General features: G+C 68.8%; 10 protein-coding genes. 3 read left to right on the forward strand and 7 right to left on the reverse strand.

Annotated elements, in window-relative coordinates; all coding sequences use genetic code 11:
- Positions 1-14 precede the first annotated feature (14 nt).
- Positions 15-998, reverse strand: a complete 984-nt coding sequence (locus PV762_RS21090) for a sensor domain-containing diguanylate cyclase (RefSeq protein WP_421036962.1) — start codon at positions 996-998, stop codon at positions 15-17.
- 136 nt (positions 999-1,134) lie between these two features.
- Here PV762_RS21090 and recQ point away from each other — a divergent pair, with 136 nt between their 5' ends.
- Positions 1,135-3,003 carry a DNA helicase RecQ gene (recQ, locus tag PV762_RS21095; protein ID WP_421036963.1) on the forward strand — a complete coding sequence of 623 codons (1,869 nt, stop codon included), beginning with the start codon at positions 1,135-1,137 and terminating at the stop codon, positions 3,001-3,003.
- 102 nt (positions 3,004-3,105) lie between these two features.
- Here the strand turns inward: recQ and PV762_RS21100 are convergent, their stop codons facing one another.
- From PV762_RS21100 to PV762_RS21110, 3 genes are all read right to left on the reverse strand, one after another.
- Positions 3,106-3,408, reverse strand: coding sequence for a hypothetical protein (locus PV762_RS21100; RefSeq protein ID WP_421036964.1), 303 nt, complete (start codon positions 3,406-3,408; stop codon positions 3,106-3,108).
- A 342-nt stretch (positions 3,409-3,750) separates the two neighbouring features.
- The gene (locus tag PV762_RS21105; protein ID WP_421036965.1) at positions 3,751-3,945 is read right to left on the reverse strand and encodes a hypothetical protein; all 195 of its coding nucleotides are present in this window, start codon (positions 3,943-3,945) and stop codon (positions 3,751-3,753) included.
- Between the two features lie 154 nt (positions 3,946-4,099).
- Complete coding sequence (locus PV762_RS21110) at positions 4,100-6,109, reverse strand: putative bifunctional diguanylate cyclase/phosphodiesterase (protein ID WP_421036966.1); 2,010 nt, start codon at positions 6,107-6,109, stop codon at positions 4,100-4,102.
- A gap of 190 nt (positions 6,110-6,299) precedes the next feature.
- On the opposite strand from PV762_RS21110, the gene uvrA reads away from it, so the two are divergent.
- Positions 6,300-9,296, forward strand: coding sequence for an excinuclease ABC subunit UvrA (gene uvrA, locus PV762_RS21115; RefSeq protein ID WP_421036967.1), 2,997 nt, complete (start codon positions 6,300-6,302; stop codon positions 9,294-9,296).
- Positions 9,297-9,306: 10 nt separating this feature from the next.
- On the opposite strand, the gene PV762_RS21120 is transcribed toward uvrA, so the two are convergent.
- Positions 9,307-10,095 (reverse strand): MHFG family PEP-CTERM protein, encoded by a 789-nt coding sequence (locus PV762_RS21120; RefSeq protein ID WP_421036968.1) that lies wholly within the window; start codon positions 10,093-10,095, stop codon positions 9,307-9,309.
- Between the two features lie 308 nt (positions 10,096-10,403).
- On the opposite strand from PV762_RS21120, the gene PV762_RS21125 reads away from it, so the two are divergent.
- Complete coding sequence (locus tag PV762_RS21125; protein ID WP_421036969.1) at positions 10,404-10,784, forward strand: response regulator; 381 nt, start codon at positions 10,404-10,406, stop codon at positions 10,782-10,784.
- Positions 10,785-10,865: 81 nt separating this feature from the next.
- Here the strand turns inward: PV762_RS21125 and PV762_RS21130 are convergent, their stop codons facing one another.
- Both PV762_RS21130 and PV762_RS21135 read right to left on the reverse strand, forming a co-directional pair.
- On the reverse strand, positions 10,866-11,291 hold the full coding sequence (locus PV762_RS21130; protein ID WP_331616094.1) for an SWIB/MDM2 domain-containing protein: 426 nt from the start codon (positions 11,289-11,291) through the stop codon (positions 10,866-10,868).
- Positions 11,292-11,564: 273 nt separating this feature from the next.
- Positions 11,565-12,992, reverse strand: a complete 1,428-nt coding sequence (locus tag PV762_RS21135) for a sulfite reductase subunit alpha (RefSeq protein WP_421036970.1) — start codon at positions 12,990-12,992, stop codon at positions 11,565-11,567.
- Position 12,993 lies beyond the last annotated feature (1 nt).

Raw genomic sequence — 12,993 nt, forward strand, 5'->3', positions numbered from 1 at the left:
GCGAACAACCTGAATCAGGAGGCCCCGGCGCCGTTCATCCGCCGTCCGGACTGCTTGTGCGCGTACATCGCCGCATCGGCCTGCTGCATCAGCTCTTCGAGCGCCAGTGGCTCCTCTCCCGACATCGCCGCGTCGCCCACGCTGAACGCCAGCGCATAGCCCCGTTGTGCCCGGAGGTTGAGCGCGCCGACCTGCGTCCGGATCCGCGCCAGCGCCGGCGCCATCTGCTCGGTCGCCGTGCCGCTCAGCAGCGCCACGAATTCGTCCCCGCCGGTGCGCGCCACCACGTCCGACGCCCGCAGGCAGAAACGCAGGATGTCCGCGAAGGACTTCAGCGCCCAGTCGCCCTCCGCGTGGCCGTAGCGATCGTTCACGTGCTTGAAACGGTCCAGATCGAAATACAGCATCGTCGCCGGCCACTGATGGCGCCGGCACAGTGCCAGGACATGCCCAGCCTGCGACTCGAAGCCACGCCGGTTCGCCAGTCCCGTCAGCTCGTCGACCATCGCCATGTACATCGCAGCGAACTGCTGTTCGACCATGTAGGCCAGGTCGCGCAGCGTCGCCTGGTCGTCGAGGTCGAAACCGCGCGGCGCGCGGTCGATCAGGCACAAGGTGCCAAGCCGGTGTCCGCTCGGCGCGCGCACCGGACAGCCCGCGTAGAAACGGATCATCGGACCGCCGGTCACCAGCGGGTTGTCCGCGAACCTCGGATCCGCATGCGTGTCGGGGATCAGCAGGATGTCGTCCGACAGGATCGCGTGACCGCAGAAGCTGACGTCGCGCGGCGTCTCCGGCTCGTCCAGGCCCTGCGCCGACTTGAACCACTGCCGGTCCGCGTCCACCAGGCTCACCAGCGCGATCGGCACCTGGAACAGCCGTCTGGCCATCCGCGTCAGGCGGTCGAAACGCTCTTCGGGCGCCGTGTCCAGCACCTGCAACACGCGCAGTGTGGACAGGCGGGCGTTCTCGTCTTCGGGCAACGGCGCAGCAATCATGTCGACGTGTCTGCCTGTGCTGTGAAAGTTCGGTATCGCTCTGCACCTTCCCGGCGCCGTATCCCGGCCCGATCAGGACCGGCGCAAGACCGGGTCGACTGCGGACCCGCCGATGTACAGGACAATCGAGAGCTCCATGAGTTCGTCCAACCATCATCCCGTCCCGCTAGCCATCCTGCAAGAGGTGTTCGGTTACAGCGCCTTTCGCGGCCAGCAGGCCTCGATCGTCGACCACGTGACCGCTGGCGGCGATGCGCTGGTCCTCATGCCCACCGGCGGCGGCAAGTCGCTCTGCTACCAGATCCCCGCGATCGCGCGCCAGCGCGCCGGCCATGGCGTCACCGTGGTCGTCAGTCCGTTGATCGCCCTGATGCACGACCAGGTCGGCGCCCTCGAGGAGGCCGGCGTCAGCGCCGCCTTCCTCAACTCCACGCAGACCCTGGAGGAGACGCAGCGCATCGAGCGCGAGATGCTCGCCGGCCGCATCACGCTGCTGTACGCGGCGCCGGAACGCGTCAACACCGCCCGCTTCATCGCGCAGATGCAGTCGCTGAACGAGCGGGGCAAGCTCAGCCTCTTCGCGATCGACGAGGCCCATTGCGTCAGCCAGTGGGGCCACGACTTCCGCAGCGAGTACCTGTCGCTCAGCCTGCTCCACGAGCGCTTCCCCGACATCCCGCGCATCGCGCTGACGGCCACCGCCGACGACATCACCCGCGCCGACATCATCGAGCGGCTGCAGCTGGAAGAAGCGCGGGTCTTCGTCGCCTCGTTCGACCGTCCCAACATCCGCTACCTGATCGTCGAGAAGGACAGCCCGCGCGAACAGCTGCTGCGCTTCATCCAGGACGAGCACGAGGACGCCGCCGGCGTCGTCTACTGCCAGAGCCGCAAGAAGGTCGACGAGACCGCCGACTGGCTGAAGTCCAAGGGCATCAACGCGCTGCCGTACCACGCCGGCATGGAGCAGGACCAGCGCCGCCGCCACCAGGACCGCTTCCTGCGCGAGGACGGCATCGTGATGGTCGCGACCATCGCCTTCGGCATGGGCATCGACAAGCCCGACGTGCGTTTCGTCGCCCACCTGGACCTGCCCAAGAACATCGAAGGCTACTACCAGGAGACCGGCCGTGCCGGCCGCGACGGCGCGCCGGCCCAGGCCTGGATGGCCTACGGGCTGGCCGACGTCGTCCAGCAGCGCCGCATGATCGACGAGAGCCCGTCCACCGAAGAATTCAAGCAGGTGCAGCGCGGCAAGCTCGACGCGCTGCTCACGCTGGCCGAGGCCATCGACTGCCGCCGCGTGCGGCTGCTCACCTACTTCGGTGAGGAGAGCCGGCCCTGCGGCAACTGCGACAACTGCCTGCAACCGCCGGCGACCTGGGACGCGACCGAGGCGGCACGGATGGCGCTGTCGTGCATCTACCGTTTCCATCAGGTGACGGGTTTCAGCTTCGGTTCCGGCCACCTGATCGACGTGCTGCGCGGCAAGGAGACCGACAAGGTCAAGCAGTACCGCCACGACGAGCTGAGCACCTGGGCCGTCGGCGCTTCGCTCAGCGAGCAGCAGTGGCGGGCGGTGATCCGCCAGCTGATCGCGCTCGGCTACGCGGTGACGGAAGGCGAGTACAACACCCTCTCCCTGGGCGGTGGCGCGAAGGCGGTGCTGCGCGGCGAAGTGCAGATGCTGCTGCGCCAGCCCGCCAAGCCGGCGAAACGCAGCAAGCCCGGTCGCACCGGCGCCGCGATGGCCAGGCGCTCGGAAGCGGAGACCGACCTGGACGCGGCGGCGCAGGTGCGCTTCGACGCGCTCAAGGCCTGGCGCGCCGACGTGGCGCGCGAGCACGGGCTGCCCGCCTATGTGATCTTCCAGAACGTCACGCTCGCGGAACTGGCGCGGGCGCAGCCGCGGTCCCTGGAGGAGATGTCCGGCATCAGCGGCATCGGCGCGAAGAAGCTCGAAGCCTACGGCGACGCGCTGCTGCGCGTGTTGAGCGAGGACTGACCCACAAAAAGGACAACGCCCGGCAATTGCCGGGCGTTGTCGTTGGCGGACGCTACAGCTGATCAGCCGCGGTCGCCGCCGTGACAGCGCAACCGCAGGAGTTCAGCAGAGCTGGGTCGTGCAGCCGACCTGCGCGGCCGACGCCAGGCGCTGGCCGTCGGCCGAGGTGTCGCGCCGGCCGGTGATGTAGACGGTCGGCAGCTGGGTGCGCTTGGCGGTGATGACGACCGGATCCAGCGTGATGACGGCGGCGCGTTGCTCGCGCTGTTCCTGCACGTGCAGCAGGCTGAACGCGATCGCCAGCGTGGCGCCGATGCCGAAGGCGAACGCCTTGAAGCTCGCGCCGCCGGTCATGCCGATGCGCGGGCGGCGGGTGGAACGGGTCTTGGAAGTGGTGGTGCTCATGGCGATCTCCTGGAAGGGGTTGCGTGTGTCAGTGAAGTCAGTGTCGTCATTGCGGCCCCGCTCCGCGAGGCACAAGCGACGAATGCGCGCGGCGGCGGCGTGAACTGCGCAGAGTCGCGACGAATGGATGAACCGCAAGTCCCGATCGCCCGCAGGCCCCATGCCATCGATGTTCTGGGCGATCGTGCAGTCCGTGTCCGCGGACACGTCGGACACCGCGGACACACCAAACGGTCATAAAACGCGAGCCTGCTGAGCAGACAAAAAAAGAAGCCCGCTGGTCAGGCGGGCTTCGAAATGCCGGGGGGAAGCGTGGCGTCTATCGGAGCGCAGGCAACGCGGTCATCCGCGCGGCTTGCTGGCCTGATCGGCGTGATCAGCCTGAGGTCGTCCCGGCATGGTCTGCTCGGCCCAGTGCAGGGGCAGGGTGTCGGACGGACGCGCAGCCTCGTTCACGTCCGCCAGCCACAGGGCGATGACGGCGGCGCTGGCCACGGCGGCCAGGGCGGTGAGGAAGGTCTTTGCGGTGTCGGTCATGGTGGTCCCCTGCGGCGTCTTTCCTGTCCTGGAAGGTCGACGAGGATGGACTGTGCGCCGCCGGAAATGACAAGACCATCCGGACGCGACGAATTGCCGCAATCGCGCGTCGAAATGCGGATCAGCCCGCTGAACGGAAGTCAGGGGGGCGGTCTCAGACCTGCGCGACGCGCGACGCCCCAGCCTGGGGCGGCCAGGCGGCCAGCCGCGCTTCAAGCGCCGAGGCGGCTTGCGGCCGGCAATAGAAGTAGCCCTGCTGCTGCCAGCAGCCCAGCGCCAGCAGCGCGTCGCGCTGCGCCTCGGTCTCGACGCCTTCCGCCACGACGTCGATGCCCAGCGCCTCGGCCATGCCCATCATGGCGCGCACCAGCGCGCGGTCGTCGGCGCTGGTGGGCAGGTCCCGGACGAAGGCCCGGTCGATCTTCAGACGCGCCGGCCGCAGCAGCTTCAGATAGGCGAGCGAGGAATACCCCGTCCCGAAATCGTCCACCGACAGGCTGAGCCCGAGGTCCGTCAGGCGCGACAAGGTCTGCAGGACGGTCTCGGTGTCGGTGAGCAGCGAACTCTCGGTGAGCTCGATCGCCAGTTCGCCGGGGGTCACGGCATGGCGACGCATCGATTCGGCGATCCGCTCGGCGAGTCGCGGCTCGCGGAACTGCAAGGCCGACAGGTTGATCGAGATCGGTCCCGGATGCCGCCCCGCCGCCTTCCAGCGCGCCAGCTGCGCGCAGGCCTGCTCGATGGTGCTCCAGCCGAGCGCCAGGATCTGTCCCGTCTCTTCCGCCAGCTCGATGAACTGGCCCGGCATCACCAGACCGCGCTGCGGGTGCTGCCAGCGCATCAGCGCCTCCAGTCCCGACCATTCCCCGGTGCGGGCGTCGACGACGGCCTGGTAATGCAGCAGCAGTTCGTCGCGCTCCAGCGCCAGCTTGAGTTCGCGCTCCAGCTCCATGCGCTCCACCGCGGCCGCGTCCATGTCCTGCTGGAAGAAGCTGTAGCGCGACCGGCCCATCTGCTTGGCCCGGTACATCGCCAGGTCGGCGTGCCGGACCAGCGTGTCGAAGTCGTCGCCGTCGCGCGGGAAGAGCGCGATGCCCACGCTGGCCGACACGCTCGCTACGCCCCCTTCCAGCTGCAGCGGCGCGTTCAGCGCCTCGATCAGGCGTTGCGCGGCCACCCCGACGTGTTCACTGGAATCGCGCATCAGCAGCAGGAATTCGTCGCCGCTGACGCGGCAGGCGAGGTCCGACTCCCGCACCGCCTGGCGCAGCCGTTCGCTGGCCTGCAGCAGCATGCGGTCGCCGGCCGCATGGCCGAGCGAATCGTTGATCGCCTTGAAGCGGTCCAGGTCGACGAACAGCAGCGCCAGGTGCGTCTGATCCCGTCGCGCCACCGCCGCCTCGTGCAGGAAGACCTCGCGGAACAGCGTCCGGTTCGGCAGCCCGGTCAGATGGTCGTACATCGCCAGCTGATGCAGCTGCGCGTTCTTGCTTTCCATGTCCGCCAACAGGCCCGCGATCTGCTGGCCCATCTGGTCCAGGTGCACGCCCAGCTGGCCCAGTTCATCCTTGCGGTTCCAGCGCAGGCGGGGCACAGGCTGGCGTTCGGCGATCGCGCTCGCGAGCCGCTTCAGGCGGTCGATCGGGCGCACCAGGCGCAGATAGAACACCAGCAGCACGATGACCACGCCCGCCGCGACCTGGAAGGCCACGATCAGCGCCGTCTGGCGGCGGCCTTCTTCCAGCATGCGCTCCTGCGCCGCGTCGTCGAACTGCACCCGCAGGCTGCCCAGCACCTGGCCGTCGCGCTGGATGGTCGCCGCCAGCGTGACCGTGGGCCAGCCGGGGCTGCACTTGGCGCGGACGATGTCGCGGGTGTCGGCGCGTTCCTCGCTCAGTTCCACCGCGCAGACGTTCACGTCCGACAGCAGCTGATCCAGCGCCCGCTGCACCGCCGGGCTGTCCACCGTCCACAGCGGCTCGGCCAGGCCGTTCGCGGCGAGCGTCAGCACGGCCGCGCGCTGGCCTTCCAGCACCGGCTCCAGGCTGCGCCGGATGAAGGCGTCGCTGAACGCCACCAGCGCCAGCGCCGGCACGGCGATGCCGATCACTACCGCGAGCAGGATCACACTGCGCAGCGACAGCGATGGCGCTTTGAGCTTCATCAAGAAAAACGGGCTGTAGGGGGTGGTCGATTCTGCACGTCCGGAAAATCGGCGATCCCCCGCAACAACGGGGTCGGCAGGACGGATTTCGGGCAATCTTCCCGCTGCCAGCCGGTGTCAGCAAGGGTCGGCGCGTGATCGCCCCTGGCCCTATCATCACGAGTTCGCCTCCAGTTGTGTCCGGCCCCCCATGTCCACGAAAGTCCCGCCCGTCCCGCCCGTTCCTCCAGCCCCGTCCGAGCCCGGCGCCGGGCTGGCGGACTCTGGCCGCTACCTGGGGCAGGCGATGCGACCGGTCGGCGAGATCCCCATGATCCGCGTGCGCGGCGCGCGCACCCACAACCTCAAGAACATCGACGTCGACCTGCCGCGCAACCAGCTGGTCGTCATCACCGGCCTGTCGGGATCGGGCAAGTCCTCGCTGGCGTTCGATACGCTGTATGCGGAAGGCCAGCGCCGCTACGTCGAGAGTCTGTCGGCCTACGCGCGGCAGTTCCTGCAGCTGATGGACAAGCCCGACGTCGATGTCATCGAGGGCCTGTCGCCGGCGATCTCGATCGAGCAGAAGGCCACCAGCCACAACCCCCGCTCGACGGTGGGCACCGTCACCGAGATCCACGACTACCTGCGCCTGCTGTATGCGCGCGCCGGCACGCCCTTCTGCCCCGACCACCACCTGCCGCTGGAGGCGTCCAGCGTGGGCCAGATGGTCGACGCCGTGCTCGCCATGCCGGACGAGTCGCGCCTGATGGTGCTGGCCCCGGTGGTGCGCGATCGCAAGGGTGAGTTCGTCGAACTGTTCCAGGACCTGCAGGCACAGGGCTACGTGCGCTTTCGCGTCGACGGCCAGACCGTCGAGGTCACCGAACTGCCCGCGCTGAAGAAGGCCGAGAAGCACGACATCGACGTCGTCGTCGACCGCATCAAGCTGCGCCACGACAGCGCCGACACCCTGCGCCAGCGTCTGGCCGAAAGCTTCGAAGCGGCATTGCGCCTGGCCGACGGCCGCGCGCTGGTGCTGAACATGGACACCAGCACGGAGGCGATCTACTCCAGCAAGTTCGCCTGCCCGATCTGCAGCTACTCGCTGCCCGAACTCGAACCGCGGCTGTTCTCGTTCAACTCGCCGGTCGGCGCCTGCCCCGCCTGCGAAGGTCTGGGCCAGGTCACCGTCTTCGATCCGGAGCGCGTCGTCGCGTTCCCGACGCTGAGCCTCGCCAGCGGCGCGGTGAAGGGCTGGGACCGGCGCAACGCCTACACCTTCTCGATGCTGGAGACGGTCGCCAAGCACTACGGCTTCGACATCGAGCTGCCCTTCGAGGAACTGCCCGAGCAGGCGCGCCAGGTCTTGCTGCAGGGCTCCGGCGAGGACGAGATCAGCTTCACCTACGAGGCCGAAGGCGCGAACGGGAAGAAGCGCAGCGTCAAGCGCGCGCACCCGTTCGAGGGCATCCTGCCCAACCTCACGCGTCGTTATCGCGAGACCGACTCGGCCGCGGTGCGCGAGGAACTCGCGCGCTACCAGAGTGCCAAGCCCTGCCCCCAGTGCGAGGGCTCACGACTGCGTCGCGAGGCCCGCAATGTGCTGCTGCAGCCGGCCGAGGCCGCCGAAGGCGAACGCGGCAAGCCGATCTACGAGGTCGAGCACGCGACGCTGCGCGAGGCGCTGCATTACTTCGAGGGCCTGAAGCTCAAGGGCGCGAAAGCGGAGATCGCCGACAAGGTGATCCGCGAGATCGCCTCGCGGCTGCACTTCCTCAACGATGTCGGTCTCAACTACCTGAGCCTGGACCGCAGCGCCGACACGCTGTCCGGCGGCGAGGCGCAGCGCATCCGGCTCGCGTCGCAGATCGGCTCGGGCCTGACCGGCGTGATGTACGTGCTGGACGAGCCCAGCATCGGCCTGCACCAGCGCGACAACGACCGCCTGATCGCCACACTGCGACGGCTGCGCGATCTGGGCAACTCGGTGCTCGTCGTCGAGCACGACGAGGATGCGATCCGCGCCGCGGACCACGTGCTGGACCTCGGTCCCGGCGCGGGCGTGCACGGCGGCCGGATCATGGCGCAAGGCACGCCCGAGGAAGTGGCGGCGAATCTGGCATCGTCGACCGGCCGTTATCTGAGCGGCGTCGAACGCATCGAGGTGCCGAAGAAGCGCCACACGCTGTCCGACAGCCCCGATCCGCGCACGCTGAAGATCGTCAATGCGCGCGGCAACAACCTGAAGGGCGTGACCGCGGAGTTCCCGGTCGGGCTGCTGACCTGCGTGACGGGCGTGTCCGGTTCGGGCAAGAGCACGCTGGTCAACGACACGCTCTATGCGGCTGTCTCGCGCAAGCTCTACCAGAGCCATGCCGAGCCGGCCGAGTACGACGAGATCGAGGGCATGGACGCCTTCGACAAGGTCATCAACGTCGACCAGTCGCCGATCGGCCGCACGCCGCGCTCCAATCCGGCGACCTACACCGGCCTGTTCACGCCGATCCGCGAACTGTTCGCCGAGATGCCCACCGCACGCGAGCGCGGCTACGGCGCGGGACGATTCAGCTTCAACGTCGCCGGCGGCCGCTGCGAGGCCTGTCAGGGCGACGGCGTGCTGAAGGTGGAGATGCACTTCCTGCCCGACGTCTACGTGCCCTGCGACACCTGCTTCGGCAAGCGCTACAACCGCGAGACGCTGGAAGTCCTCTACAAGGGCAAGAACATCTCGGAGGTGCTGGGCCTGACGGTGGAGGATGCGCTGAGTTTCTTCAGCGCGGTGCCGACGCTGGCGCGCAAGCTGCAGACGCTGATGGACGTCGGCCTGGGGTACGTGAAGCTGGGGCAGAGTGCGACAACGCTCTCGGGCGGCGAGGCGCAGCGGGTGAAGCTGGCGCTGGAGCTGTCCAAGCGCGACACCGGCCGCACGCTCTACATCCTGGACGAGCCGACGACGGGTCTTCATTTCGCGGACATCGCGCTGCTGCTGAAGGTCGTGCATCAGCTGCGCGACGCCGGCAACACCATCGTCATCATCGAGCACAACCTGGACGTCATCAAGACGGCGGACTGGCTGCTCGACATGGGACCGGAGGGGGGTTCCGGCGGTGGACGCCTGCTCGTCGCCGGCACGCCGGAAGACGTCGCCGCCTGCGAAGCGAGCCACACGGGCCGTTATCTGAAGCCGCTGCTCGCGCGCGGCTGAGGGCGACGACTCAGGCCGTCCGGCGCCTGGCGACGAACGCCAGGGCGCCCATTCCCAACGCGAACAGCAGCCAGGTCTGCGGTTCCGGAACGCTGGGCACGACGGGCAGGGTGCCGCCATTGCCGCCGCTGTTCTGGGGAATCTGGGGCAAGGTGATCACGCCGGGACCGCCGCCGGACGACGGGACCCCGCCGCCCACCGCGCCGCCGCTGCCGCCACCCGGCGTGGGCGCGAGCAGGCTGGTGTCGGAGGTCGCCGTCGGCGGCAAGGCGGCCGTGCGCGCGAAGCTGCCCGGGTCCCCGGCGCCGCCGTCCGGCGCACCGGCCGCCGGCGGTTCGAACATCAGCGGTTCTTCTTCATTCTTCGCCGTCTGGGCGCCGCCCGCCGCGGGCTTCAGCTTGCCGCGCGAGATCCGGCTCACGTTGCGGCAGACCGTCGGCACCAGGATGCACTGACCGTCCTCGCAATACACGAGTCCGCGCTCCAGGGTCTGGTCGGTCCACTTCCCGCGCGTGACGGTCTGGCAGATCGAGCCGGCGCCGAAGTGCATGTCGCGGATCTCGCTGCCGTAGTCGTAGCGGCCGACGATGCGGTCGCGGTGGATGTCGACGATCTCGTCGTACTGACGCGCCGTCATGCGGGCCTTCAGCTTCGCACGCGTCGCCGCCGGGATGTCCTTGTACCGGTCCACGGCAGCGACCAGATCCCCCATGAAGGGATTGACCCCGGGGCGATCCCAGGAGCAGTTCGGCAGCGTCGCTGTGGACGCGGCCAACGCGAATGCGGCGACCAACGACATGACCAGTCTCTTTATTCGGCGGCCGCCTCCGCGAGAACACCTCGTCGGGGTCGGGCCTTGCCGGCAGTCTTCCTGTATCCGTCCGTCGATTTGAATCACCGGATGTGACAGGTCTTGAGGGGCAGTGTAGGGAGCGAAGCCCCGTGGTTCCTGGCCGTCCCCCTCAGCCGGGGGTGTGTCCTGGCGTGGTTTTTGTCACACCGATCTCGCAGTTCGCACACCCGGGGTAGAAGCGCCGCGCGCATGGACAACGCTGCCGTCACCTGGCATTCGCTGGTATCGTTTCAACACACCTGCCCGCCATCGCCATGTCGTCCCCCACCGCCGCCGCCCGTCACGTCCTCTACGTCGAGGACGATCGCATCAACATCGTGCTGATGGAGGAGGTGTTCCGCCTGATGCCCGGCTGGACGCTGGACATTGCCGAGACCGGCGCGCAGGCGATGGAAGCGCTGTCGCGCGTCACGCCCTCGCTGGTGCTGATGGACATGAACCTGCCCGACATGAACGGGCTGCAGCTGATGGCGCTGGTGCGCGCCGAGCCGCGCTTCGCGACGCTGCGCTGCATCGCGCTCTCCGCCGACGTGATGGACGACCAGCGCCAGCGCGCACGCGCCGCCGGCTTCCAGGATTACTGGCTCAAGCCCATCGACGTGCGCCAACTGCGCGCGGCGCTCGAGCGGCTCTGAACACGGCCGGCACGGACGCAAAAAAGCCCGCGCGAGGCGGGCCTTGTCCGGAATGCGGAAGAGCCTTTCGGCCCTGGCCGCTCAATCCTTCAGGTGGCTGTTGATCAGGCGGGTCATCTCGAACATGTCGGCCTTGGCCTTGCCGAAGATTTCCTTCAGCTTGGCGTCGGCGTTGATGACGCGCTTCTGCGCCGGGTCCTGCAGGTTGTGCTTCTTGATGTATTCCCAGACCTTCTTCACCACGTCGGTCCGCGGCAGCGGCTTGTCGCCGACGATCGCGGCCAGCGCGGCGCTGGGGGTCAGGGCCTTCATGAAGGCGGCGTTGGGGGTGCGCTTCTTCGCGGGCGCGGCAGCCTTCTTCGCAGGAGCTGCCGCCTTCGTCGCGGGCGCGGCCTTCTTCGCCGGTGCCGCCTTCTTCGCGGGAGCGGCGGCCTTCTTCGCCGCCGGAGCCGCCTTCTTGGCCGGTGCCGCCTTCTTGGCGGGCGCAGCCTTCTTCGCAGTTGCCATGTCGATTCTCTCCATCAAGGGTTGTTGATGTGCCGGGCCCTGGTGAAGGTCTGACGCCTTCGGTACTCGATGGCACCCTGCGCGGGCAATGGTACTGCGCACCTCTGTCATTGAGAAGGCTTTACCGGGGGGGAAACGGCCCCGAAGTCAACGTCGAGCCCCGTGTTTGTCGCAGGCGCGCATCAATCTCCGCGTGTCCTACGCGTGCCGCAGGTCTCCGCCTACGGGGTTCCCCGTGGTCATCGCATCGCGCGCGCCTCGTCGACGGCGTGCTCAGTAGACGTCGCGGCGGTAGCGGCCATCGCGGATGAGGCCGTCGACATCGGCGTCGCCGAGCGTCTCGCGCAACACCGCGTCCACGGCGCCGGCCATGCCCTGCAGACTGCCGCAGACGTAGAGCGCCGCGCCGTCCGCGATCCATTCGCGCAGGCGTTGCGCGTGCCGCTCGAGCAGGTGCTGCACGTGCACACGCCCGGCCCGGTCGCGCGAGAAGGCCCAGTCGGCGTGAGCGATGAGGCCGTCGCGCTGCCAGGTGTCGATCTCGTCGCGGTAGTGCGCGTCGTGCGCCGACTGGCGTTCGCCGAAGAGCAGCCACGCGGGTGCGTTCGTCGTGGCCATCGTGTCCATGCGGATCGCCGCGCGTGCCTTCAGATGCGCGCGCAGTCCCGCCAGGCCGGTGCCATTGCCGACGAGGATCAGCCTGCGATCGGCGTTGGCGCCGATGCGGAAGCTCGCATGCGCGCGCAGACGCATCGCGACCGTGCCGTCGAGCGGCAGTCCTCCGGTCAGCCAGCCCGACGAGAGCCCCGGCGTGCCGTCCTCGCGCGTGGTGCGGCGGACCATCAGCTCGACGCATCCGTCGGAAGGCAGCGAGGCGATCGTGTATTCGCGCGGTCGTTGGGCATCGTTGTCGGCGCCGGCGTCGCGATCGACCTCGACACACACCTGTACGAGATCGCCCGCCTCCCACGCCGGCAGCGGCGAACCGTCCGCCGGTGTCAGTTCCAGATGGAACACCGGGCCGCCCTGGCTCCCCGGATTCAGATGCCGACGCGCGCGCAGGCGCCACGGCGTGAAGACCGGCGTCTCCCATTCCGCCAGATCGGCGGTGCCCGCGAAGTGACTGAGCCGTTGGCGCCATTGCGCCAGCGCGTGCTCGTCGGCACGATCGGACTCGATGCGGTCGAACATCGGCCTGGCGCCGCGCTCGCGCAACCAGGCATCGAGCGCGCGGCCGAAGCCGCAGTAGTGCGTGTAGGTCGAATCGCCCAGCGCCAGCACGCCGATTTCGAGCGACGACAGGTCCAGCGCGGACCCGTCCGCCGACATCAGGTCACGCGCGAACGGCGCGGCGCTGTCCGGCGCATCGCCTTCGCCGTAGGTGCTGGCGATGAACAGCGCATGCCGCGCGCCGCGAAGCGCGTCGCGATCGATCTCGCCGAGCGCGGCGACGCGCACCGGCATCCCCGCCAGGTGCAGGGCTCTGGCGGTCTGCCAGGCGATCTCCTCGGCCTGGCCGGTCTGGCTCGCATGCAGGACGAGCACCGGGGGGCCGGCGTCGGCGGCAGGCAACAGCGCCGCGGCGGCATCGGCCGCCTGCCGCAGCCGGCGGCGATGCCGCCACCAGACCGCCGCGCACATCAGCAGGTAGAGCGCGACCAGCAGCAAGGCCGTCGCGGGTCGGGACAGGATCGCAGCCATC

The sequence above is a fragment of the Mitsuaria sp. CC2 genome (assembly GCF_048957715.1).
Taxonomy (GTDB): domain Bacteria; phylum Pseudomonadota; class Gammaproteobacteria; order Burkholderiales; family Burkholderiaceae_C; genus Roseateles.

Bases quoted from the DNA above. Each gene is read 5' to 3' on its own strand.
- PV762_RS21110 (WP_421036966.1), bottom strand. From the start codon at position 6,109: ATGAAGCTCAAAGCGCCATCGCTGTCGCTGCGCAGTGTGATCCTGCTC.
- recQ (WP_421036963.1), top strand. From the start codon at position 1,135: ATGAGTTCGTCCAACCATCATCCCGTCCCGCTAGCCATCCTGCAAGAG.
- PV762_RS21105 (WP_421036965.1), bottom strand. From the start codon at position 3,945: ATGACCGACACCGCAAAGACCTTCCTCACCGCCCTGGCCGCCGTGGCC.
- PV762_RS21125 (WP_421036969.1), top strand. From the start codon at position 10,404: ATGTCGTCCCCCACCGCCGCCGCCCGTCACGTCCTCTACGTCGAGGAC.
- PV762_RS21130 (WP_331616094.1), bottom strand. From the start codon at position 11,291: ATGGCAACTGCGAAGAAGGCTGCGCCCGCCAAGAAGGCGGCACCGGCC.
- uvrA (WP_421036967.1), top strand. From the start codon at position 6,300: ATGTCCACGAAAGTCCCGCCCGTCCCGCCCGTTCCTCCAGCCCCGTCC.
- PV762_RS21135 (WP_421036970.1), bottom strand. From the start codon at position 12,992: ATGGCTGCGATCCTGTCCCGACCCGCGACGGCCTTGCTGCTGGTCGCG.
- PV762_RS21090 (WP_421036962.1), bottom strand. From the start codon at position 998: ATGATTGCTGCGCCGTTGCCCGAAGACGAGAACGCCCGCCTGTCCACA.
- PV762_RS21120 (WP_421036968.1), bottom strand. From the start codon at position 10,095: ATGTCGTTGGTCGCCGCATTCGCGTTGGCCGCGTCCACAGCGACGCTG.
- PV762_RS21100 (WP_421036964.1), bottom strand. From the start codon at position 3,408: ATGAGCACCACCACTTCCAAGACCCGTTCCACCCGCCGCCCGCGCATC.